This window comes from Archaeoglobus fulgidus DSM 4304, assembly GCF_000008665.1.
Taxonomy (GTDB): domain Archaea; phylum Halobacteriota; class Archaeoglobi; order Archaeoglobales; family Archaeoglobaceae; genus Archaeoglobus; species Archaeoglobus fulgidus.
Genome location: NC_000917.1, coordinates 1,242,072 through 1,263,001 on the forward strand (window position 1 = coordinate 1,242,072; position 20,930 = coordinate 1,263,001).

The 20,930-nt window shown below is 47.8% G+C and carries 21 protein-coding genes and 1 tRNA gene; 6 read left to right on the forward strand and 16 right to left on the reverse strand.

Annotated features, from left to right (window positions below; all coding sequences use genetic code 11):
• The first annotated feature begins 32 nt into the window (after window positions 1-32).
• The 5 genes from AF_RS12890 to AF_RS07035 are packed head-to-tail and all read left to right on the forward strand — an operon-like array spanning window position 33 to window position 3,786.
• A complete protein-coding gene (locus tag AF_RS12890) occupies window positions 33-971 on the forward strand; it encodes a branched-chain amino acid ABC transporter permease (protein ID WP_010878889.1) in 939 nt (312 codons plus the stop codon).
• Window positions 959-1,990, forward strand: a complete 1,032-nt coding sequence (locus AF_RS07020) for a branched-chain amino acid ABC transporter permease (RefSeq protein WP_048064384.1) — start codon at window positions 959-961, stop codon at window positions 1,988-1,990. Before AF_RS12890 ends, AF_RS07020 begins: the two co-directional genes overlap by 13 nt.
• Window positions 1,987-2,382: a hypothetical protein gene (locus AF_RS07025; RefSeq protein WP_010878891.1), complete on the forward strand. Its 396-nt coding sequence runs from the start codon at window positions 1,987-1,989 to the stop codon at window positions 2,380-2,382. The genes AF_RS07020 and AF_RS07025 overlap by 4 nt, the downstream gene beginning before the upstream one ends.
• The gene (locus AF_RS07030) at window positions 2,342-3,301 is read left to right on the forward strand and encodes an AAA family ATPase (protein ID WP_010878892.1); all 960 of its coding nucleotides are present in this window, start codon (window positions 2,342-2,344) and stop codon (window positions 3,299-3,301) included. The genes AF_RS07025 and AF_RS07030 overlap by 41 nt, the downstream gene beginning before the upstream one ends.
• Window positions 3,298-3,786 carry a chorismate pyruvate-lyase family protein gene (locus AF_RS07035; RefSeq protein WP_010878893.1) on the forward strand — a complete coding sequence of 163 codons (489 nt, stop codon included), beginning with the start codon at window positions 3,298-3,300 and terminating at the stop codon, window positions 3,784-3,786. Before AF_RS07030 ends, AF_RS07035 begins: the two co-directional genes overlap by 4 nt.
• A gap of 17 nt (window positions 3,787-3,803) precedes the next feature.
• On the opposite strand, the gene AF_RS13725 is transcribed toward AF_RS07035, so the two are convergent.
• The 15 genes from AF_RS13725 to AF_RS07105 form a co-directional block, all read right to left on the reverse strand.
• Window positions 3,804-4,094, reverse strand: coding sequence for an ABC transporter substrate-binding protein (locus AF_RS13725; RefSeq protein WP_257640109.1), 291 nt, complete (start codon window positions 4,092-4,094; stop codon window positions 3,804-3,806).
• The gene (locus AF_RS07040) at window positions 4,091-4,738 is read right to left on the reverse strand and encodes an ABC transporter substrate-binding protein (protein ID WP_257640110.1); all 648 of its coding nucleotides are present in this window, start codon (window positions 4,736-4,738) and stop codon (window positions 4,091-4,093) included. Before AF_RS07040 ends, AF_RS13725 begins: the two co-directional genes overlap by 4 nt.
• Window positions 4,735-7,155: a PKD domain-containing protein gene (locus AF_RS07045; RefSeq protein ID WP_010878895.1), complete on the reverse strand. Its 2,421-nt coding sequence runs from the start codon at window positions 7,153-7,155 to the stop codon at window positions 4,735-4,737. The genes AF_RS07040 and AF_RS07045 overlap by 4 nt, the downstream gene beginning before the upstream one ends.
• Window positions 7,155-8,996: a PQQ-binding-like beta-propeller repeat protein gene (locus AF_RS07050; RefSeq protein ID WP_010878896.1), complete on the reverse strand. Its 1,842-nt coding sequence runs from the start codon at window positions 8,994-8,996 to the stop codon at window positions 7,155-7,157. Before AF_RS07050 ends, AF_RS07045 begins: the two co-directional genes overlap by 1 nt.
• Before the next feature lie 85 nt (window positions 8,997-9,081).
• Window positions 9,082-9,648 (reverse strand): adenosylcobinamide amidohydrolase, encoded by a 567-nt coding sequence (locus AF_RS07055; RefSeq protein ID WP_010878897.1) that lies wholly within the window; start codon window positions 9,646-9,648, stop codon window positions 9,082-9,084.
• Complete coding sequence (locus tag AF_RS07060) at window positions 9,623-10,840, reverse strand: ABC transporter ATP-binding protein (RefSeq protein WP_010878898.1); 1,218 nt, start codon at window positions 10,838-10,840, stop codon at window positions 9,623-9,625. The genes AF_RS07055 and AF_RS07060 overlap by 26 nt, the downstream gene beginning before the upstream one ends.
• Window positions 10,837-11,802, reverse strand: coding sequence for a FecCD family ABC transporter permease (locus AF_RS07065; protein ID WP_244372740.1), 966 nt, complete (start codon window positions 11,800-11,802; stop codon window positions 10,837-10,839). The genes AF_RS07060 and AF_RS07065 overlap by 4 nt, the downstream gene beginning before the upstream one ends.
• A 40-nt stretch (window positions 11,803-11,842) precedes the next feature.
• A complete protein-coding gene (locus AF_RS07070; RefSeq protein WP_010878900.1) occupies window positions 11,843-12,502 on the reverse strand; it encodes a DUF5612 domain-containing protein in 660 nt (219 codons plus the stop codon).
• Window positions 12,502-12,735 (reverse strand): Lrp/AsnC ligand binding domain-containing protein, encoded by a 234-nt coding sequence (locus AF_RS07075; RefSeq protein WP_010878901.1) that lies wholly within the window; start codon window positions 12,733-12,735, stop codon window positions 12,502-12,504. The genes AF_RS07070 and AF_RS07075 overlap by 1 nt, the downstream gene beginning before the upstream one ends.
• A gap of 29 nt (window positions 12,736-12,764) precedes the next feature.
• On the reverse strand, window positions 12,765-13,229 hold the full coding sequence (locus AF_RS07080; protein WP_010878902.1) for a PUA domain-containing protein: 465 nt from the start codon (window positions 13,227-13,229) through the stop codon (window positions 12,765-12,767).
• A gap of 32 nt (window positions 13,230-13,261) precedes the next feature.
• A complete protein-coding gene (locus AF_RS07085; protein ID WP_010878903.1) occupies window positions 13,262-15,589 on the reverse strand; it encodes a DEAD/DEAH box helicase family protein in 2,328 nt (775 codons plus the stop codon).
• Window positions 15,590-15,681: 92 nt separating this feature from the next.
• On the reverse strand, window positions 15,682-16,146 hold the full coding sequence (locus AF_RS07090; protein ID WP_010878904.1) for a hypothetical protein: 465 nt from the start codon (window positions 16,144-16,146) through the stop codon (window positions 15,682-15,684).
• On the reverse strand, window positions 16,125-16,547 hold the full coding sequence (locus tag AF_RS07095; protein WP_156029526.1) for a hypothetical protein: 423 nt from the start codon (window positions 16,545-16,547) through the stop codon (window positions 16,125-16,127). Before AF_RS07095 ends, AF_RS07090 begins: the two co-directional genes overlap by 22 nt.
• Window positions 16,548-16,575: 28 nt before the next feature.
• On the reverse strand, window positions 16,576-19,476 hold the full coding sequence (locus AF_RS07100; protein WP_048064385.1) for a site-specific DNA-methyltransferase: 2,901 nt from the start codon (window positions 19,474-19,476) through the stop codon (window positions 16,576-16,578).
• A 97-nt stretch (window positions 19,477-19,573) separates the two neighbouring features.
• Window positions 19,574-20,473, reverse strand: coding sequence for an IS481-like element ISA0963-3 family transposase (locus AF_RS07105; RefSeq protein WP_048064386.1), 900 nt, complete (start codon window positions 20,471-20,473; stop codon window positions 19,574-19,576).
• Window positions 20,474-20,568: 95 nt separating this feature from the next.
• On the opposite strand from AF_RS07105, the gene AF_RS07110 reads away from it, so the two are divergent.
• Window positions 20,569-20,641, forward strand: a tRNA-Gly gene (locus AF_RS07110).
• Between the two features lie 50 nt (window positions 20,642-20,691).
• On the opposite strand, the gene AF_RS07115 is transcribed toward AF_RS07110, so the two are convergent.
• Window positions 20,692-20,925, reverse strand: coding sequence for a hypothetical protein (locus tag AF_RS07115; RefSeq protein ID WP_048064387.1), 234 nt, complete (start codon window positions 20,923-20,925; stop codon window positions 20,692-20,694).
• Between the last annotated feature and the right edge of the window lie 5 nt (window positions 20,926-20,930).

Consider the following 20,930-nt stretch of genomic DNA (forward strand, 5'->3'; position numbering starts at 1 on the left):
AAATTTTAAAACTTTACTAAAGCTCGGAGTCTATGGATACTATTTCATCTTTCGAGATCGTCAAAAATATTATCGAAGGGTCTCTCATATACTCCAACCTTCTCGTATTGCTGAGCATAGGGCTCACCATTACCTACATAACTACGGCAGTTCCCAACTTCGCGCAGGGGAGCTTCGCAATATTTGGCTCATACGTGGCCCTGACCATGCTGAGGCTTTTTGGCATCCACCCCTACGCTTCTTTGCCCGTTGCTTTTGCACTTGGCGGTTTGCTTGGCATTGCAACCTACATCCTCATCCTGCGCCCGCTCATCAGGCGCGGCGCCTCCGTAGTGATTTTGATGATTGCAACGCTGGCCTTTGACTTGATTCTCCTTGGCATTATTGGCTCATACTCTGAAACTCTCGCAACCATAACCAGAAAATCCGCCTCGAAGTTCACCTTTATCCCGACAGACTTCAAGATGTTTTCCTTCTCCGCCTCACTCTTCGTTTCTTCCCTGGTTATAATTATTGTTCTCGCATCACTCGTAACGCTGCTTTACAAAACAAAGTTCGGAGTTGCCCTGAGGGCCTCGATGGAGAACCCCGCTCTGGCTGAGGTGATGGGTGTCAATGTGGAGTACACGAGGCTCTTCTCGTGGTTTCTTTCAGGCGCTTTGGCTGCGATGGCGGGGTGTCTGCTGCCATTCAAGTACGAAATAGTTCCGAGCACGGGTGCAATCATCATTGTCTCCATATTTGCTTCGAGCATTGTCGGGGGGCTTTCAACAATCTACGGAGCATTGCTCGGAGGCTACATAATAGGATTTTCGGAGACAAGTGTTACTTACGCACTTTCCTCTGTGTTCGGAACAGGAGTTTTGCTCTACGGCAGAGTTGTTTCGTTGCTGGTGCTAGTCGCAACACTTATCCTCGCCCCCAAGGGCCTTACAGGTGTGAAGTGGAGGAGGTTGCTATGGAGCAGATAATACTCAACCTAGCACTATGGTTTGGTCTATACACAATCGTCAGCCTAAGCCTGAACATAGAGTACGGATTCGCCGGAATCCCCAACTTTGGAAGAGCTTTAGCCGTGCTGATGGGAGCCTTTACGGTTGGAGGACTAGTCAACAGACTCCTGATGCTGGCCTTTAACATTCAGGGTGGGGAGCTCAAAGAAGCTACGGGCAGGCTGGCTTCCACTGTCAATGAGATTATAGCCAACAACCCGGCCTTCGGAATCGGGCTTATTCTGCTGTCCGTTGTTCTTGCGATGATAATAGGAGCCGTTACGGGAGCTCTCTTCATACTGCCGAGCGCGAAGCTCTCTGAAGACTATCTGGCCATCACGCTGCTTGCAATAAGTGAGGTTGCTTTCATGGTTTTCTACTACCACACGGGGATAATCGGAGGCTATTACGGCGTTTCGGTTCCCGACGTCCTCGCCTTTCTGCCCGGACAGTACAGATCACACGCTTTTGCCGTGATAGCCCTCCTTTTTGCACTTTTGGTGTACATTTTTGTTGAGAGGCTGTTGAACTCCCCCTACGGCAGACTTCTGAGGGCGATGAGGGAGAACGAGAGCGTCGTCGAGGCTATGGGCAAGAGCGTGATGACTCTGAGAATCAAAACCGCTGCAATCGGCTCATCGATTGCGGCAATTGCAGGCGCTCTTTTCTCCCTTTACTCTGTCAACGTCATTGCAACGAGCTTTTCTAGGGTGGAGTGGACATTCTACCCCTTCCTGATGGTTCTGCTTGGTGGGGCGGGTAACAACAGAGGTGTTGTGGTCGGAACCTTCACCTTCGTTCTTGTGAAGATATTGCTGACCATGTACAAGTACGAGATAAAGAGCGCCCTGATGCTGCCCTTCGAGGCTGTTTGGCTGGAGTACATACTCTTCGGTCTGCTGATGTACTTCGTACTGCTTTACAGGCCAGAGGGGCTGATAAAGGAGAAACCAATATTTTCTAAAGTCATCCTGAAGAAGGTAAAAGGGAAGGCATGAACGTTGAGTTTGTTAGGGATGAGGGTATAGCGATAGAGCTCAATGGCAGAAGTTACTACGTTAGGGCGTCCCACTTAGGAGTTAAAGATGGGAAGATACTGCTCTGCCTCGACTTCGCTGCCCCCACAGCCTTAGAGCCTGTCAAAACCTTCCTGAAAAGCTACTCAAAAATCAGGGGGGCGAGGTATGCGGTTTTGATCAGCGGTGAAGAAAGGTGGATTTACGACAACTATTTGGGGCGAGAAGTTGACGAGGTTGAGGAAAGAGTAGTGGAGGTTAGGGCTGAGGAGAAGGATTATAGACTTGCCGCAGCCTTCTACGCCTTAATCCACTGCGAGTGTGGTGTTGGAGATGAAGGTAATTGCCTTTGTGGGCTACCCCCTGAGTGGTAAGAGCACCGCTGCAGAAGTTGCGAGGGAGCTTGGACTTCCTGTTGTCGTTATGGGCGATGTTGTCAGAGAAGAAGCTGCAAGAAGGGGGCTCGAGCTCACAGACGAGAATCTGGGGAAAGTGGCGAGGGAGCTGAGAGAGAAAGAGGGGATGGACGCGATAGCCAAGAGATGCATACCGAAAATCCGGGAGCTTCTGAAAGAGCATGGCGTGGTTGTTGTTGACGGAATAAGGGGAGTGGCTGAAGTAGAGAGGTTCAAAAAGGCTTTTGGTGATGATTTCGTCCTCATCGCCATCGAGTGTCCGCTGGAAGTTAGGTTTGAAAGAGTTAAGATGAGGAAGAGAAGCGACGACGTTTCGAGCATTGAGGAACTGAAGGAAAGGGACAGGAGAGAGGAGAGTTGGGGGCTGAAAGAAGCGATGGAGATGGCAGACTTCACAGTGGAGAATACGGGCAGCTACGAGGATTTCGTCGAGAAAATCAGGCAGATTCTGCTCAAGCTAGCAAAGAACGTTGAGATTGAAATCAGAACCAAGATTCATCCCACGGAAAGCGAGGACAAAGTTCTGAAAGCCATCAGAAACATTTTCCCAGATGCGGAGATAGAGATCAGCGAGGAGGGGGAGGTTTACGGCAGAGCTTACAGCCTTGATAGGTTCAGAGAACTGCTCAGAAAGCAGAGAATCCTCGACACCGCGAGGAGCGAAATACTTAAAGGTAGGAACGGGAAGGAGGTCACGATTTACCTGAACAAGCAGACGGCGACGGTTTCCAGAATCAACTTCTGCGATGAGAATGCAGTGCTGTCACCCATTAAGGTTACCTTCAGGCTGAACAACATTCCCTTTTCGAGATTTCTGGACTATATCGCTCCCGAGACAAAGGATGGGAGGCCTGTCAAGGAGATTGACAAGTTATGAACGCAATTCACCGCATTCTGATGACAACGGATGGCTCGATAACGGCGATTATTGAGGCTGTAACGCAGAAAAAGGTGGAGGTTGAGACGCTGGAGCAAAAGATTATCAGAGCTGACAGAGAGCTTGCAGAGCTCCTCGAAATAGATGAGGGGGATGAGGTGAACTACAGGGTTGTTTACCTCAGGGCAAATGGGGAGATATACGCCAAGGCCATCTCCTTCACACCCCTCAAAAGGCTCGAAAACAGCTTCAGGGAGGATTTGATGAGAGCAGACATCCCTATCGGAAAGATCATGAGAAAGCACAACATAGAGGCGAGGAGAGAGATTAGGTGGAGCAGGGTTGAGGAGGCTGATTTAGCTCTCGCCAAGGAGCTTGGAATTGCCGATAGGAGAGTGATTTCAAGAAACTACAACATTATACACCGCGGGAAGGTTTTGATAAACATAACGGAGTTCTTTCCGATGGAGAGGTTCCGGATATAATTGAACTTTATCAAAAATTACTTGTGAATGAGGTCAGCAACAACCTCAATCGCCTCTGCAAGCCTGTATGAAGGTCGGTTTATTATGTCCGCATCGACGACGTAAACCCTCCCTTCCTTCACGGCCTTAATTCCGCTCAACCTGTCATCGCTTACAACCCACTCGTAAACGACGTCTTTTCCTCCACCCATCCCCGAGCCGCTGCTGACAATAATCACGTCTGGATTGGCTGCAATCAAGTCCTCAACACTCACTGTTCTCCAGCCATCAAAGTTAAAGACGTTCTCACCTCCAGCAAGCCTTATCACCTCATCGATGAACGTGTTCTTCCCGCTAACCCATATCGGGTCATACCAAAGGATGTGGGCAACCCTGACTTCGGCTTGTCCTTCATACTCTCTCTAACCTTCTCAATCCTCTCAAGCATTTCTTGAACAAGCTTCGTGGCGTTCTCCTTCTCTCCAGTAGCTACTCCAATCAGAATAATGTCCTTCATCACATCCTCAACGCTTTTCGGGTCAAAGGCTATCACCGTCAAGCCCATCCTTCTCAGCGTTTCTATGTTCTCGATTCCGTTGCCGTATGTGGCAACGACAAGGTCGGGTTTGAGGGAAACCACCTTCTCTATATTTATCGTCGTGTATCCGCCAATGCTCACAAGCTCTCCCTTCTTCTTTTTTTCCACCACCTCGGGCGGGTAATTGCAGTAGTCCGTCACTCCCACAACCCTATCACCCGCACCAATAGCGAAGAGAATTTCCGTGTTGCTTGGAGCGAGAGACACTATTCTCTGCGGATTTCCCTCGTTAATGGTGTAGCCTGTATCATCCACCGGTGTGGCGTTGAGAATTTCCGTTAGGTTGAAAGATGTATGCTCCTCCGCCGGTTTGGATGAGCAGAGAGGAAGAATGGCGGCGATTAAAAGTAAAAGTAAGATTGTGTGCTTCCTCATGTTTTTCTCCTTAAAAGGGCTGCAGTTAAAGCTAATGCCGCAATTGCTGCAGCTGATGAAAAGCCGGGAGTGGATTTTCTCTCAGCAGCTGCCGTAGTTGTGGTGGTAGCAGTTGTGGTGGTGGTTGTAGTAGATGCCGTTGCAGTAGTGGTGGTAGTAGCGGTGATTGCAGGAGCGGTAGCAACAGATGCGTTCACCTTAATCGGGTGCGGCTTTCCCAGCAATGCAATGATGGCTGAAACTGTCATGAAACCGGGATTGGAGGTCTGATACTTTGTGTACTTGAAGTAGCCGTCCTCCGTCTGAAGGCTAAGCAGATGCTCCACCACACTCGTGTTGTTCTTTGCCCACTCCATCGGATTGACTCCCGCGGCAACGAGGGCCTGTATCGTCCAAGCATCACTGGCAGCGTTGCTTGCTGAACTCCCGAAGTACCTCATCCCACCATCGTCGTTCTGTCCGGTCTTGAGGTAATCAAGGGCTTTTTTGATCACATCCGAATCTCTTGGCTCCTCTGCAGCTATCAGAGCCTCAATCGCTGCTGCAGTGTCGTCGAAGTCGCTCTCCTCCCCCGCACTCCAGGCGAATCCCCCATCGACATCCTGCTGAGCTTTCAGCCACTCTGCAGATGCTGTTGTGTTCTCACCAACCGATGCCAGGGCGATGATTCCCCAGATGGTCTTGTAGGTGAAGTCCCCTATCTGCCCGTTTTCCTTCATGTAGGACTTCAGCTTTCCCACGAGGTCAACGCCTGCAAAGTTCCTCGGATTCTCGTTTGCGTAAACAAGGGCCAGTATGGTTCTCGCGTAGTCCTCAGCCCCCATCGTGCCCATCTCATCTTTCAGCCTTTCCCTCACAAAGTCGATGGGGCTTTTTCCGTTTTTAACCCACTCATGGGGGTCCTGACCTGCAGCAACTATGGCCATGATTGCCCACGCGGTCGCAGAAATGCTGCTGTTCTCACCCGGATTCGCAAACCCACCATCATCGTTTTGAATCGTCCTGAGCCAGTCCAGGGCCTTCTGGATTCTCGCATCAGTTACATTGAGGGGGAAGCTGTCCCACTTGATGGTTATCGCAATAACGCTGAGGGATTCCGTTTCGGCGGAGTAGTAGAGGTAATTCTCATCCTTCCCGGTTTTCTCCGTCGGCAGCTCGAACCAGCTTCCGTTGTACTTCATGAGAACCACTTCCCTACCCTCGGCAACGTCTTTGGGAACTCTGAAATCAATAGTCGCCTTCAAAGAGTCGTTTGCCGTAATCTCAAACCACCTGTAAAACGTTCCGTAAACCACACCCGGAGGGATGTGGGACTCTGCAATAACCACCTGCACAGGTTTTTCCGATTCGAAAGTCAGGCCGGTTATTGACAGGTTTGTCATTAGCTGTTCGGAAGGAATTACCTTCGTCTTACCGGGCTGAATGGTGATAACCTGCCCCGTGAGGTTCAGGTGAATTCCCGGCTCGCTGACGTTTACGGCCTTTGTGATGGTGTCAGAGAGGGCATCGTTGTCGAAGACTGTGAGGGAGACTTCATACGTTCCCGGCTCGGAGTAAATGTGAGTTACGGAAACCCCCCTTCCGCTTTTTCCGTCCCCGAAGTTCCAGATGTAATCCGTTATCTGGCCATCGTCAACCGACTTGGAGGCATTGAACACAACCTCCTCTCCCGCAACGGGGTTTGCTGGGGAGAACGTAAAGTCGGCCACCGGTGGAATCTTTGACGGCCAGATTATGCTGACGGTAATTTCATAGCTGTCCCCTATGTCTATGTATATCTTGAAGGGTGAGGAGTCAGGGGTGTCGCTCATGCTTCTGGAGAAGTACCAGACTATCCTATCTCCGGGATAGACTCTTTTCTCTGTAGCCGCAACTCCCGGCAACGGCTCGTTAGGGTAGTTGACCCAGTACATCCAGCCTGAAGTCTCCCCTATATCCCCCTTGCACAAATCCCTCACGCATTTTACGAAGATTCCCCAGTCGGTAAGTTCGGGAGTTATGGAGAATCCCATTATTTCCGATGCCTTTTTCAGCGCTCCGTAAGCGGTTCTCCACTCAACTTCTTTGCCAAGAACTTCGAACGTCCCGTAGGGAAGGTACTGCTTAGAAGTAGTGCCTCCTCCACCACTGCTGCCACTGCTGCAGGTTGTAACCTGCAGAGTTTTGGTGACCTGCTCATCTCCTGCCATGGCGATTACAACAAGCTCTCCAGGAACTCTCGGCTTGAAGTAAGCGGGATTTGATGGTGAAACTTCAGCGAAAACTGGTGTGCCTGAATTCATTCTGAAAACAATTGTTGCTTCCTTGTCAGTTACAACTTCAACCGGTTTATCCACACACCCCCCGCTCACGTCGAGAGTGAGAGCGGAGGCGGGGGTCAGGATGAGAAGAATAAATAAAGCCGCCAGCAGGCGCATCAGCTCACCTCACAGCTTGCCGGGCCATAGAGGTGAATCAGGTTGGCAGGATACTCGCTGAACCTGTAAACTCCTGCATAGAGGCTGTAAGTCCCCTGATCAGCAAGCTGCGGGATGTGGATGAGCACCGGAACTCTCAGCTCCTCTCCCGCATTGAGGCGGAAGGTTGAGATGCCAGCTATCGCCTCCCCCTGCTCACCCACACCGCTCACAACGACGACATACCAGTCAGTAGAGGCAGAGGTTACATTCACCCACGCCGTTATGTTCCCTCCCCTGTTCCCGTTTGAAAGCTCAAGAGATGAGATACCTGCTGGTTTTACATCAGCATTAATTTTCAGCAGAATTAGGCAGCTGTTGAGGCTGCTTCCGTCTCCGTAGCAGTAATATACAGTTTCCTTCTGGTTTAGGTTGTATCGGTCAGCTCCAACAGATATTTGCCCGGTTTCGTTCCATACACTCCAGTAAATCCAGTTACCGTCAATTTGATCGGTTCCGAGGCCCATGATGGTTTTTATGAAGAAACCGTACTGGGAATACCAGCTGTCATCAAGACTTACCTCAAACCAGACCTTTGCTCCATTCACCGTATGATTTTCAGACTCATAAAGCGCTCCGAGAGCCGTTGTTCTGTTAACTTCATAGCTGTTTCCGTTGACGAGAACCTCGAACTTTCCGGGAATCAGCGTAACGTTAAACTCGAAGCTTCCAGATGTCTCGAAGCAGTAAACGTATCCGCTGTCGGCCCCGATGAAAAGCTTATTTTCAGCTATGAACGGTGACGACATGATGTTGTAGTAGCTCCCCGAAGGGGGAGATAAGCGGTAATACCACAGCACTTCACCGCTGAGCGCATCAACAGCATAAAGCGTTCCCTCAGGTGTGTTTGTGGCGAAGTAAACAACACCGCCCGCGACAGCAGGCGACGAGTCAATCTTTCCGTTAACAGCAGTCTCCCATTTCTTCGTGCCGTCGCTGGCGTTAAAGCAGTAGAGCTTACCATCTGATCCGATGTAAACATTCCCGTAAGCAACGGCCGCCGTTGACATCGTTCCGCTAAAGGCTACACTCCAGGCTTCGGTTCCGTCGAGATTCACGGCATAAAGTTTGGTTTCTGTGGCAACGTAAACTCTCTGTCCATCTGTTGAGGGAGAGTTGGTGATTTTGCCATCAACCGGAAACTTCCACTGCTCCACTCCGCTCTCATTCACGGCAACCAGAAGGCCGTTCCCGCTTTCATTGCCTGCGAAGAACACCAGACCTTTAAATGCTGATGGCGAGGTGTAGGGACCAATCTCCCCTCCTGTGGTGTAACGCCACACCACATTGCCGTCAGAATCGATCTTCCAGAGCGTTCCGTTGGAGAACGTTGTAACGTAAACCGACCCGTTGTAAACGAGCGGTGATGATGCAATGCCCCACCACAAGGGGGAGCTTTCAAGCTTTACCGCCTTGACAATATCGCCACTTGCCGCATCTACATAATACAGCATTCCGGTAATGTCACCCACAACCAGCAGGTTTCCGAAGACAGCTACGCTGGATGCGCCGGAGATTGTCGCGTTTCTCCACTCCACGCTGCCGGTTGTGGCGTTGAGAGAGTAAAGTCCGGGCTGCCAGTCACCCCAGCCGAACCAGTTTGTGACGTAAATGTGACCGTTGTAGTAAACAGGTGACGCTCCCACAAGCCCGGTCAGCTGAGTTTTCCAGGCGAGGTGTGGGATAATCTCCCCACTCGCCGTGAAATTCCCTGTCCTCTGCACGTCCCCGTGAAACGTGGTGGCACTCGCTGCTGCAGTAAGCATTATTAACGTGAGTGAAATCAATGCAAATTTCCTCATGCTCCAAAAATTCGGATTTCAATTTATAAAGTTTTCCAGATAACTTGATACAAAATAAAGCATATTTGATTTGCTACCACGGAGCTTACCACCTCGCCAGGCTGTCCTTCACCGCCTCCCCAGCACATCTCCAGAGCTTCTGCCCAACTTCACTCGCAGGACCGCAGTACCTGTGATACCCCCCCTTCTGAGTGCATAGCACCACAACCGCGTCGGTGTTCGTGCCCGTGAAGTTGTGCCCCTCTTCCAGCAAAGCCTTCGTTTTTGCCTCAGTTGCAGTTATAATGGCGTTGAGCATCGCAGCCCTGCTCATCCTGCACTCGAAAACCGCTATTATGTTTATCGTCCCTACCCTCTCATTTGGATTCATGACTCCCGCAGTGGCGAACACCGTCACCTCTCCGCAGCCTTTCACGCTGAGCTTCTCGATGGGAACGGAGGTGAGCAGGCCAAAGTAGGATTTGAGCCCGTATCCCCTCGCAACCTTTCTGAGGTACTCTGCAGGCTCCATCGAGTGGAATTCCTCGCTTACAGTGTGGTTGAACGCATGTCTCACTCTCTTCCACCCTCCCAGCAACCCCGTGCTGACGCCGAAGAAGTCTCCCGAAACCACCAGAGTTCTTTCGTCAACCCAGTAATTTTCGTACGGCATCCAGAACCTCCTCTTCCCTTTTCACAACCACCGCTTTTTCCAGAATTTTAATATAAAGCTCCTCCGCCTCCTTTCCGGCAAAATTTCGTTCTTTAAAGGGAGTTCTGTCAACCACAACGAGCTTGCCGAGGTTTGCTGCATGCAATGCTGCAAGAAGATTCCTGTAGTTCCCCTTTCCAACGCTCAGGTTCGCCAGCACAACCGCATCGCTCTTCTCAATCATCTCTATGTTTTTCTGATGCGAAGAGTCGCTTATCGGTGAAAATGGGGCTTCGTCAACAACCTCTCCCAGCTCAACCGCGTTCTCCCAGTCGGAATCAAGGATGTTCACAACCCCCGCGGAAACCTTGTATCCTACCTCCCTGAGCATGTGCATGATTGCTCCACCACTCCCCCCTCCGCATATGACGTGAACCCTCCTCAAACCGTTCGGAACCTTCAGCTTCGGGGCGATGTAAACCCCCCTTCCGTATTTTCTGACAACAACGTCAGCCCCAAAAACATCCCTTATGCTCTCCTCCGTAATGACATCCTCCGGCCTTCCCGCGTAGACAACAACACCGTCCTTTACCATCAGAATTTTGGTTGCAAAGGAGGATGCGAGGTTTATGTCGTGTATTGCAACTATTGCAGCCTTTCCCTGCTCCACCTTGCTCCTTACAATCTCCATTATCTCAATCTGCGCCGCTATGTCTAAATGGGCTGTTGGCTCGTCGAGCAGCATTATTTCGGGCTGCTGGGCAAAAACCCTCGCAAGCATAACCTTCTGCCTCTCTCCACCGCTGAGCTCCGAGAAAAGCCTGTCGGCCATTTTCTCCATCCCAACCTCCTTCAGAGCTTCCATCGCTGCTCTGTAATCCTCCTCTTTAGGCCTCTTTAACCCGCTCAGATAGGGAGTTCTGCCGAGCATCACGACATCAATGACCTTTAAATTCGTCATCGGTGTGTCCTGCGGAAGAAAGCCGAGCTTTCTGGCAGCTTCCTCAGCACTGCCAACTTCCCTGCCGTCAAGCAAAACCACTCCCTTAAGGGGCTTGAGCATTCCGAATATCGTTCTCAGCATCGTGGTCTTGCCGCTCCCGTTGGGGCCGAGCAGGGCGAGAAGCTCTCCCTCCCCCACCTCAAAGGTTACGTCCTTCAGCACCTCTCTGCTCCCCAGCTTTACGCTGACTCCCTTCACCACGAGCCTCATACCGACCTCCTCATCAGCAGGTAGAGGAAAAACGGCCCTCCGAGCATGGCCGTTATCGCCCCCACAGGCAGCTCACCGCTCGTTGAAATTCTGGCAACGACGTCGATGAGCGGCATGAAAGCCGTGGAGAGGAATATTGTGGAGGGGAGAAGCTTCTGGTGCTCCTCTCCCACCAGTATCCTCATTGTGTGGGGAACGATTATGCCAACAAAGCCTATGACACCGCTGATCGCAACGGTTGTTGAAGTAAGAAGAGCAACGACAGCTATCAGGGACTTCCTGAAGCTTTCGACGTTTATCCCCACCGCTGCAGCGTGCTCATCGCCGAGCAAAAGGGCGTTAAGGTTCCATGAGGTAATCAGGAGGTAGAGCAGCCCGGCAATGGTAATGGGCAGGGCGAAAAGCACCTCTTCAACGAAGGGGTTCGAGAAGCTTCCCATGAGCCAGAAAATCACTTTGTGCATGCTTTGAGCGGAGAAGTAAATTAGAACGGAAGTTAAACCGGAGAAGAAGCTTGCTATGGCAACCCCGGCAAGAAGAATTGCGTACGTCTGATCCCGAAATTTTGAGGATGAGCCAATTAGATAAACGACGTATGCGGTAATAAGAGCGGAGAAAAAGGCCATTCCGATTCTTGAGTAAATAGTCTCAATGCCAAGAGCAACCGAAAGGGCAGCGCCAACACTCGCCCCGCTCGCCACCCCAAGAACGTAGGGCTCGGCAAGTGGATTTCTGAACAGAGCCTGCATGGCACAGCCGGATGCAGAGAGAGACGCTCCGGCTATCACCGCCATCAGATACCTCGGCAGTCTGTAGCTGAGAACGATTTTTGTTGCAGTCTCATCGGCATTTCCCGTAATAACCTGAAAGAGGTATGTATAGCCCCCGCTCCCCACTCCAAGGGAGAGCAGCAGAGCGAGAAGATTCAGTGCGAGCAGGGCTGCTACAACTTTACCCTTCACGAAGTCAAAAGAATTGGTCATCAGATAAACTTTTTCCGAACTAAATCCTCCTGCCCTTCACCCTGTCAAGGTCAAACTTCGCCTTCTCGCTTATGTGCATCACAGCCAGCGTTCCCGCCATAACGGGGTCGCTTATGACCACATCAGCAACATCTGGCACACTGCCGAACATGCTGAGCGAAATGACCCTAATGCCGCTCTTTCTCAGCTTTTTGACCTCCTCCGTTATCTTTCCACCCATTATACCTCCTGCAAGAACGAGAACCTCTGCCCTGTGGAGCCTTGAAACCGCCTTAACTGCCTCCGCAATCTCTTCTTCACCAACAACGGGCATTGTGTCAACGCTAATCCTCTCTCCCCTCAAATTGTGCCTGTCTGCCTCGCTTATAGCTCCTATTGCGACCTGCGAAACCAGTGCTCCTCCACCAAGAATTATAACTCTCTTCCCGAAAACCCTCTCAAAGGACTCCTCCTCCTCGATTTCAATTATGTAGTCGAAGGTCTTAACCCTTTCAAGAATTTTCTCGAAATCCCCACCCTCAATCTCGAAGTAAATCAGAGCTTTTCCCTCGTGCTCTCCATGCTTGATTAAGAAGGTCTGAGCGAAGGTTATGTTCCCCCCTTCCTCTGCTATGATTGTCGTCAGATCCCTCAGCACCCCAATCTTGTTCTCTGCAATTATTCTGAGCCCCCTCAGCATCAGAACCTCGCCCCTGTGAGGGTTTTCGTTTCAATCACACCGTCAATGGACCTTATCTTGTTCACAACGACATCGCTGAGCTCCTCAAAGCTCCTCACAACAACTTTGGCAATCAAATCGTACTCCCCGAAAAGGGGATAAAGCTCCTCAACCTCATCAAGTGCTGCAAGTGCGTCATAAACTTTCCTCTCCTTTCCGGGAGAGACCTTTATTAGAACGAATCCGAGAGCCATGATTTGAGTAACCTCTGACAATTTTAACTTTATCCAAAGAACTGCTTCCAGATTTTGTCCTTAATGTGGTGTATGTTCTTCACAGCCTTACCTTTCCCCCTTACCATCTCCTCTCCATTGCAGAGCGCCACCCCAACGGCAATCGGACTGTCCTTGCCCTCGACTGTCACAAATACAAAGTCACCTTCCTTTATCCTCTCGTCCGCATAAACGATGCCCGGCTTCATAACGTCCGCACCGTTCATCACGAACTTCAGCGCCCCCTCATCAACTGTCACCCTGTACTTTTCCGGCTTGAGCTTTATGGCCCCGTAAACGGAGAGGTAGTATCTTCCGTCGTAGTTGATGACCAGAGGTTCGTTATCAACCAAGATTACCTTTATGCTGCCAAAGTCAACTTCGTCCATCTCGCCCTCAACCCTGGCCCCGGCGTTTTCCTCCACCTCAGCACTAACCTTCTTTGCCTCCTTCTTCCTGAGCCTCCTGCGTCGCATAGCGGATTTAGGCGAGACTTTAAAAATATTTATCAGTTACCACTCCCCACGGATTCAGCCATACTTACGTAAAATTTCTGAACGTAATCCTTTAAGACTGCCAAAACAATTTCTTGGAACTTTCTCAGCCCATCAAACGACTTTATCTTTAGTTTTCCGTTGTTATTCTCAATGCCTATCCCATCCATCTCGCTCAAAAACAACCGGTACTTGTTTGATTTGGCTATTCGCCTTAATGTGTCAGCATCCACAATGAGGTTGTAGAATCCTCTTGTGATTTTGAAGTTTATGATTTCCGAGCGCACGTATTGCCAATCGATTAGCTCGAAATACTCTTCAGGAACCTCTACTGGATTGTCCGTTACCGTTTCAGCAGCTCCAACCTTCAATCCGTGCGCTACAGTAATTTTAGGCCTCAAATCAATCTTAATCGTCTCCAGAATATCTTCCTCAAATCTGAGCTTCACGGGATAATCAAAACCATCCTTTGTTGTGTAAATTCCATCTTCCCGTTTTTCGGGACGGTTGAGCCTAATTGCTAACTCCTCGTAATCCACTTCCTCATTTGATATCGCCCTCAGGAATGCGTTAATGTAGTCGGCGTTTAGCCCAAAAATGAAAAGCGTCTGCAGAACCTTGAGTTTGTAGTCCGGATTTTCCTCCCTTTTCAAAGAGAAGTTCTTCCCCTTCAGCCTTACACCCCTTCCAAAGAGCTGGATGATCTGAGGCCCCTCCCCCTTCCCCATGTTGATTAAAACCATGTTAGAAACTCTCCATGAGTTCCAGCCCTCCACAAATTTTTTCGAACCAATTAGTATATTTATCGAAGAATTGTTTTCGTTAACTTCGAAAAACAAGGAATGGCTGAAATGGTCCTCTTTGACATCCATCTCTGAAATCAACTTTTTCAGTGTGCCTACATCACCAACATTAACGACGCCGAAATAGCTTTCAGCCGTGGAAATCTTGAGCCCCAACTCCCCATCGGCATTATTTATTTCGTAAACCTCCAGCCTCCCCTTACCGCCAAATACTTTCCGATAAACGTTTTCCACAAGAGAATCGACGTCGAGATTTCTTATGAACTCGAACTTTCCCTCAAAAATATCGTTCCCGTTGGTGTCCAAAAGTCCAGACTCGCCTTTCAGGATTTTCGCAGCGTTCTCTTTCAGATACCTTTCATCCCTTGCTATTCTTTCCAGATACTGAATTACCCTAACTACATCTGAATTTATTCCCTTTCCAGCGACCCTGCTACCAACAAAAACCCACAGGGGTTTCTCTATGCTGTAAGCTCTCAGCTCATCCCTGTATCTTTCAAAAACTTCCAGTTGCTCGTAAAAAGACAGCAATGCTGCAGTAAGTAGCAAATCTCTCTGCGTTTCTGTGTAGGCGTCTTCTCTTATGTTGTAAACGTAGAAGTCCTTTCCGTATCCGTCTGCGTAGAAGTACTTGTAGGAGTAATCGAAAATGATTGCCTTCGCGTATTCCTCAAGCAAATCCCTGTTCTTACCCACAACCTGCCCGAAAGTTGCGGAGTACTCAAATATAAACCCGTTCTTTCCTATCTCCTCCCTCAGCTTTTTCCACTTCTGCTCCTCCGACTTCTGCCCCTTATGTCCCTCGTCGATAAACACCAGGTTTTTACCGTCAAAATAAGAAACGTCAACAGTCACACCTCTCCCCCTCTTCTCTTCAGTCAGCTTGTGGATGTCTATTACCAGAATCTCTCCGTCTTTCGTTTTCAGGTTGTCAACATTCCCATCGTACAGCTTGCATGGAATGCCGCTCAGCCTCAATTCCTCGTAATGCTGCCTGGACAGTCCTTCGTTGGGTGTTATCAGAATTACGTTGTCCCAGCGGTTCTTCGAATATTTTAACATTTGCCAGTAGTTTATGTGCATTACAAGGGTCTTTCCGCTTCCCGTCGCCATCCAGAAGGCAAGCTTCCTGAGGTCCTCTTCTGTGAAAGGGGCTACTTTCTTTTTGCTTTTTTTGCTGTAGTTATCCAGAAACGTGTTGAGGTCGCTTAGAAATCGACTTCTGTCGTTGTAATACGCATCCAGAAAGATTTCTGTGAACAAAACAGCTAGATACTGGAAGTATTTGAGGTTGAAGCTCTGCTGTCTTCTATTTCGCCTTAATCTCTCAACATACTCCCTTATTGCCTCATCGTATTTTATTAAGTCCCTTTCCCAATCCGGCCTTAATCGGATTAGGAGGTCAGCAAAATAGCTTCTACCGGAAGCATCGTAGCCCTCCAGCGCGTCTTTCAGCTTCTCTCTCAGCTCGTTGAAATGATTAATACCGAAAAGGTTGAGAAAGTATTTGTTCAGAATCAAATACTGCTCAAGCCTCATTTCATACCCTCCAGTACTATATCTCAGGAGCTTGAGCTTTCTCTTAAATTTTTCCCCAAAAATTGTGAAAACAGACAAGGAGAGTCGAGGCGTCAGACCGCGTAATCAAGTATTTCATCAGTATCCAGGTTCAATAATGGGGGTAATTCACTTTTTTCCACTTCCACATCATTCAACCTGATAATTGCGGAGTTATCGGGATTCGTGTTAGAAAATGACAAACGATAATAACCCAAATATTTGTACTCTGCTAAGGATTTGGGATTTTTCGGCCTCTCCTTTGGAGCCGAATTAAAATATTGCTCTGCCTCTGAAAAAATTTTGTTCATTGTATCAATAAACTCAAGCCTATCCGACCGTATTTCCGAATTGTTAGTTAATTCTTCTACGAAAATAAAATATCCTGTGCAATAGTTAAGAAATATCCAGCGGATTGGCCCTATATAATCAAATTTAGACACTATATCCTCTCCCATGACTTGTTTCAAGTTAGACCCACGATAAAAGGACCTTTCACTTTCTGTTTTTTTGTAGTTTAATTTTTTCTGCAGTCCCATAGCATTTTCAACATATATTCCTCTATTTGAAAATCTTTAAAAATTTTATAATTCTCTAGTTTATAAACTATGTAATCCTCAATGTTTACTCTCACCTTTTCATTTTTGTCATTTAGAAAATATACTGTTCCATCCTCCAGAACATAAAGCACGTCAGTGCCCAAAAACTTCCATTCACTTAGATCGTTTATCAAAAACTCGTTGAACAACATAAATATCACCCTCTGTGGAAGGCGAAGTTTAGCATTCAGGCTATTTTTTTCTTCTACGAAAAAGAACACTTTCTTTTTCTTGCTGAGAAATACAAAATCGATATCCTGAGTGACCAATCCCTCGTATGCAGATTTCAAATTTTTCCTCATCCAAACTGAGAAGCTGTCCATTGACAAGCTCATTGCCAACCCGGGCAACATGCTACCATCTATTATATCAATTTTGTGGTGTAAACATCAACGATTTAAACAACGACTCTATTGGCCTGAAGCCCTTTACCGCTGCATCCCCATTAATGTAAATCTCGTCGGGTTCAAACCCATTTACGTTGCTCTCGATAACCTCTCTGTCTTTCTTCCAATCTATGCCCACAACGCTTCTCCAAACAATAGAAATCCTTTTTCCATCTTTTTCTCCAAAAACAAAAACGTATTTTCTTCCGTTCTCTTCCAAAAACCTGTACTTGGCCACATTCAAGCCAAGTAAATAATTGAAGGTCTCAACCAAGTCGGCATTAACCACCTTTTGCCGGTAGTTCTCCATGATTCTCAGCCTGTAGCTAAAGGGGTCTACCAGCTCATCAATGTCGAGGAACGTCTTGCTGTGCTTGGTTTCCCATTCGAGCATGTATCTGACAAAATAATCTGTGAAATCGTACAGTACTCTCTGCACCTCCCCAAACTCAACGTTTTCCAGCGCATCCTCGTACTGCTCCAGCGTGTGGTATTTGAAAAACCCTCCCGCCGTTTTTTCGTTGTATTTTTCCCTGACGTCCTTCTCCTTGCTTATGCCGGACTTGTCGTAGAACAGAACCTTTTTCATTCTCGGCAAAACCACTGACCAAAAGTGTTCTCCCATCTCAACGCCAATCCACTTTCTTCTGAGTTTCTGGGCAACCGCCGTTGTCGTTCCCGAGCCGAGAAAGAAGTCCAGAACCAGATCACCCTCGTTGGATGTCGATTCTATGACGCGCTTCAGTAGAATTTCGGAGTTTTCAGTGGAGAACTTGAAGCCGTCGGAATAGGATGGGATGTCCTTCCAGTTGTCGGTTATCTTAACCTCATCGGAGGTTAGATACTCAACCTTCCAGTCATCTCCGCCGCAGTTTAAGCACCTGTCAATTTTTGTGACACCGAAAACGGCTGTCTCTGGTTTTATGTCAAAGTACTTGAACGCCTCAGTTTTACTTGCCAAAATCTTATTTCTGAACTTTTCTTTCGACTCCTCTTCGTCCCAGTAATAAACGGCCCCGCATTTTTTGCACTTCAGTCTCAAAAAGTGTTCTTTCAGGAGTTTGTCCACCTTCTCCTGCACCAATGAAAAATGCTGCCCCTTCGGTGGATACAGAACTTTCCCGAAGAACGTCCTTTCCGGCGGATTCCTCTCCCCCTGGTTTAAAAAGCCCGTCCATTTGAAGTCCACGAGACTTCTCTTCCTGTACAGGTCCCTTCTCAAATAATTGTCCGATTTTGAATAAAAGAGCAGATACTCGCTCTCAACTTCAAACTTGTTGGGTGTGCCTATGCTCTGCCTCTTTCTGTTCACTATGATTTCGTTTCTGTAGTTGTCCTTGCCGAATATCTCATTCAACAAAAGCTTTAAGTAGGCGTTGCCGTTGTAATCACACCTGACGAAAATACTACCCCTTTCGTTCAGCAACTCCCTCCCAAGCCTGATTCTGTTTTCAAGCATCGTTATCCACGTTGCATCCTTGTAACCAACCTTATAGAGAAAGTCAGCTTCCTGCTCTTTGTTGAAGGGAGGGTCGATGTAGATCGTCTGAACCTTTTCGTAGTACTTGCTCAGCAGCAGATTTAAGGCGTGAAAGTTCTCGCTTTTTATCAAAACACCATCCAAAATCTCATCCAAATCATTTTCCCTGGTTAAAGCGTCCACCAATTTCCACTTAAAGCTCTCGCTGAAATGTCTCGTGTCAATCGGCAGCTTTTTCCACTCCTTTCCCTCCAGAGTGTGGCCGGAAAGGAGGTCGCCTTTTCCCTTAACTTCGATGCCGAAAAGCTCCCTCCACTCCTCTCTCTGCCTTTCGTTGCTCAAAATCTCGTCAAGAATGCTTTCTAGGAACTCTTCTCCAGCATACTCCTTAATCCTGTCCAGTGTGATTACGTAATGCGTATCAACAACGAACTTCTTCTTTTCCCAGAGCCTCTTCTGAAAGTTTTCAATCTGCGCCAGAAAATCGATTATCTTCAGAGCGATTCTTCTGAAAACCCTCATTCCAGCAAGGTAAAGTCTCAGCCTCTCAAAATATTTGCTCTCCTCCAAAACCTGCAGGTCCTCCAGCTGCAAAAACTCGTTTTTAATGTAAAAGTCCAATTCACGCTCCAGAAATCCCCTCAAATCCCTGTGAATGAAATAGTCTGTCGTGTTTCTTCTGGTGTAATTGTAGAGATGCCTTTCAATGTAACTCCTGCCCTTCTGGGAGTTCGGGTCTTTTTCGAAGATTAGTCTTGCCAAACTTTTTTCCGGAATCTTTCTCTGCAAAATCCTAACCGTTTCCTCGTTGATTCTATCCTGCGTTATTCGCTTGAACCTTTTCTCTTCCTCCTCAGTAAGACCTCTGTATTCAAAGTATATGTTCAGCTCCCTCCTCTCCTCGTCGAAGTCCGCTATTTTTTCACTTAAAACGAAAAACTTCCTCTCCGGTGACTTTATGTTGCCCTTCTCCTCCTCTGCCTCCACAACTCTAAAGTTAACGGTCAACTCCTTAACCCTAAACGTGTACCTCCCGAAGCATTCGGTGGTTTTTACGTAATATTGATCCTTGTTTGCCCAGTAAAGCAAAACCTCCTCACCGTTGTAGGGAACGACGTACTTTTCATTCCTTCCGTATCTCCTTTTGCTTATGAAGTCGCCTTTGTCATAGTACCTTGAGAAGAACGTTATCAGATGATTGTAAACCTCCTTCTCCAGCTCTTCAGCCAATTTCAGCTGATTTTCAATTTCCTCAATTAAATCCTTCTCGATGAACCTTTCAATCTCCTCCCGCCTGTAGTTCATTATCCTGTAGATGCCAAAGTCCAGATCAGCATTCTCGAATTGAAACATTTCTCTTAAATTTGCCTTCAATTTCTCTTTCAGGTCGCTTTTGCCCTCCATACTACCCATCCCTTAGTCTTTAGTCTTATTATCCTACCACCCATTCATTTTTGAGCGTATCGGTTTCGTGTTCGAGATGTGATATCCCGAATTAATTTCACTCCTCAAACAACCACCTCCCGTACTCAAACACCCTTTCAGCAGGTAGCTTCCTCAAAAAGGCCTGATAGGGAGTCTCCAATTCGTCGAAATTCAGGCTCATGTGAGGCTTAACGTAATTGTACCAATAAATGAACTCATCCAAAGAATCAAACAGATGGATCTTCTGCTCCATCAAACCAAAGAACCTCTCTATCTTTCCATTCGTTTGTGGATGGTTTATTCTGGCAAGAACATGCCTTACTCCATTCTCGGCCAAAAACTCCCTGAATCTATGCTTGGCCTTCTCTCTGCTTTTAGCTGCAACAAACTGAGTTCCGTGATCTGTGAGGATCTCATCCGGAATGCCATACTCCCTGAATCCCACTTTCAGGACTCTAATCGTGTTCTCAGTCGTAGCTGAATCGAAGACTCCGTAACAAGTAATAAAGCGGGAAGCATCATCCATGAAGGCTATAATCCATTTCTCTCCAAGCCTCTTCCAGTCTCCCTGCCATAAAGACATTGAGTGGGTTCTTTCGTATCTAACCCATTTCCTTCGTTTCTTCTTGCTCATGTTCTCCTCCACCAAACCGTGTTTGAGTAAAACTTTGTAGATTGTATTATGGGAGATGTGGATGCCGTAATCCCTTTCTATCAGCTTTTCAAGAGGTACTGGGCTGAGTCTGTATTTTTTGTAAGCTTGCAGGATTATTTTTTCTGTTTCCTCGTCTATTTCCTTGGGCTTTCTTCCCGGTTGTTTCAGTTCTGGAATCTGGCCAGTTTCCTCATATTGTTTTTTAAGCTGGTAGATTCTTCTTGGTGTAACTCTCATCACAGCGGCTATTTCCTTTACTGGAGCTCCCTTGTCAAGCTGTCTGATTATCCACCTGATCTTTTTGTTCGTTAGTTTTCTCACATGAAGTGGGTGTTTAGTAGTGAAATAATTTAGGGATACTACACAAAAAAGCAACAACGAAAGGCTTATTAAACAAGGGACGAAAAGGCTATCAAGCGCCGATGGTGTAGCCTGGTAACACAGGGGCTTGCCGAGCCCCTGCCCCGGGTTCAAATCCCGGTCGGCGCATAGCACTTTTTTAAAAGATGCTGAATTAAAAACTATATTAAAAATAAAAATCAAACATTAAACTCAACATTGTCCAAGCTCTCAAGCTCCTGGAGAAGCTGCTCAAGCTCCTGTAGGTCCTTTGTTATGTTGACGTCTTCTATTATTTGTTCCGTTTGCTGCTCTGTTGGAGTAACTTGAGGGGTTGTTTGAGGTGCGGGTTGATGTTCCACTTGCTTTCCCTGGCAGCCTGCAAAGAGTAAAGCCGCGAGGAGCAGTGCAACAAATGCAATTCTTGACCTCATGGCTC

What these genes read in the sequence shown, in the direction of transcription:
- AF_RS07085 (WP_010878903.1), bottom strand. Translation starts at nt 15,589, where the DNA reads ATGAGGCTTGAGCAGTATTTGATTCTGAACAAATACTTTCTCAACCTT.
- AF_RS07090 (WP_010878904.1), bottom strand. Translation starts at nt 16,146, where the DNA reads ATGGGACTGCAGAAAAAATTAAACTACAAAAAAACAGAAAGTGAAAGG.
- AF_RS07080 (WP_010878902.1), bottom strand. Translation starts at nt 13,229, where the DNA reads ATGCGACGCAGGAGGCTCAGGAAGAAGGAGGCAAAGAAGGTTAGTGCT.
- AF_RS07045 (WP_010878895.1), bottom strand. Translation starts at nt 7,155, where the DNA reads ATGCGCCTGCTGGCGGCTTTATTTATTCTTCTCATCCTGACCCCCGCC.
- AF_RS07035 (WP_010878893.1), top strand. Translation starts at nt 3,298, where the DNA reads ATGAACGCAATTCACCGCATTCTGATGACAACGGATGGCTCGATAACG.
- AF_RS07070 (WP_010878900.1), bottom strand. Translation starts at nt 12,502, where the DNA reads ATGCTGAGGGGGCTCAGAATAATTGCAGAGAACAAGATTGGGGTGCTG.
- AF_RS07040 (WP_257640110.1), bottom strand. Translation starts at nt 4,738, where the DNA reads ATGAGGAAGCACACAATCTTACTTTTACTTTTAATCGCCGCCATTCTT.
- AF_RS07030 (WP_010878892.1), top strand. Translation starts at nt 2,342, where the DNA reads ATGAAGGTAATTGCCTTTGTGGGCTACCCCCTGAGTGGTAAGAGCACC.
- AF_RS07025 (WP_010878891.1), top strand. Translation starts at nt 1,987, where the DNA reads ATGAACGTTGAGTTTGTTAGGGATGAGGGTATAGCGATAGAGCTCAAT.
- AF_RS07115 (WP_048064387.1), bottom strand. Translation starts at nt 20,925, where the DNA reads ATGAGGTCAAGAATTGCATTTGTTGCACTGCTCCTCGCGGCTTTACTC.
- AF_RS07060 (WP_010878898.1), bottom strand. Translation starts at nt 10,840, where the DNA reads ATGAGGCTCGTGGTGAAGGGAGTCAGCGTAAAGCTGGGGAGCAGAGAG.
- AF_RS07020 (WP_048064384.1), top strand. Translation starts at nt 959, where the DNA reads ATGGAGCAGATAATACTCAACCTAGCACTATGGTTTGGTCTATACACA.
- AF_RS07055 (WP_010878897.1), bottom strand. Translation starts at nt 9,648, where the DNA reads ATGCCGTACGAAAATTACTGGGTTGACGAAAGAACTCTGGTGGTTTCG.
- AF_RS07100 (WP_048064385.1), bottom strand. Translation starts at nt 19,476, where the DNA reads ATGGAGGGCAAAAGCGACCTGAAAGAGAAATTGAAGGCAAATTTAAGA.
- AF_RS07075 (WP_010878901.1), bottom strand. Translation starts at nt 12,735, where the DNA reads ATGGCTCTCGGATTCGTTCTAATAAAGGTCTCTCCCGGAAAGGAGAGG.
- AF_RS12890 (WP_010878889.1), top strand. Translation starts at nt 33, where the DNA reads ATGGATACTATTTCATCTTTCGAGATCGTCAAAAATATTATCGAAGGG.
- AF_RS07050 (WP_010878896.1), bottom strand. Translation starts at nt 8,996, where the DNA reads ATGAGGAAATTTGCATTGATTTCACTCACGTTAATAATGCTTACTGCA.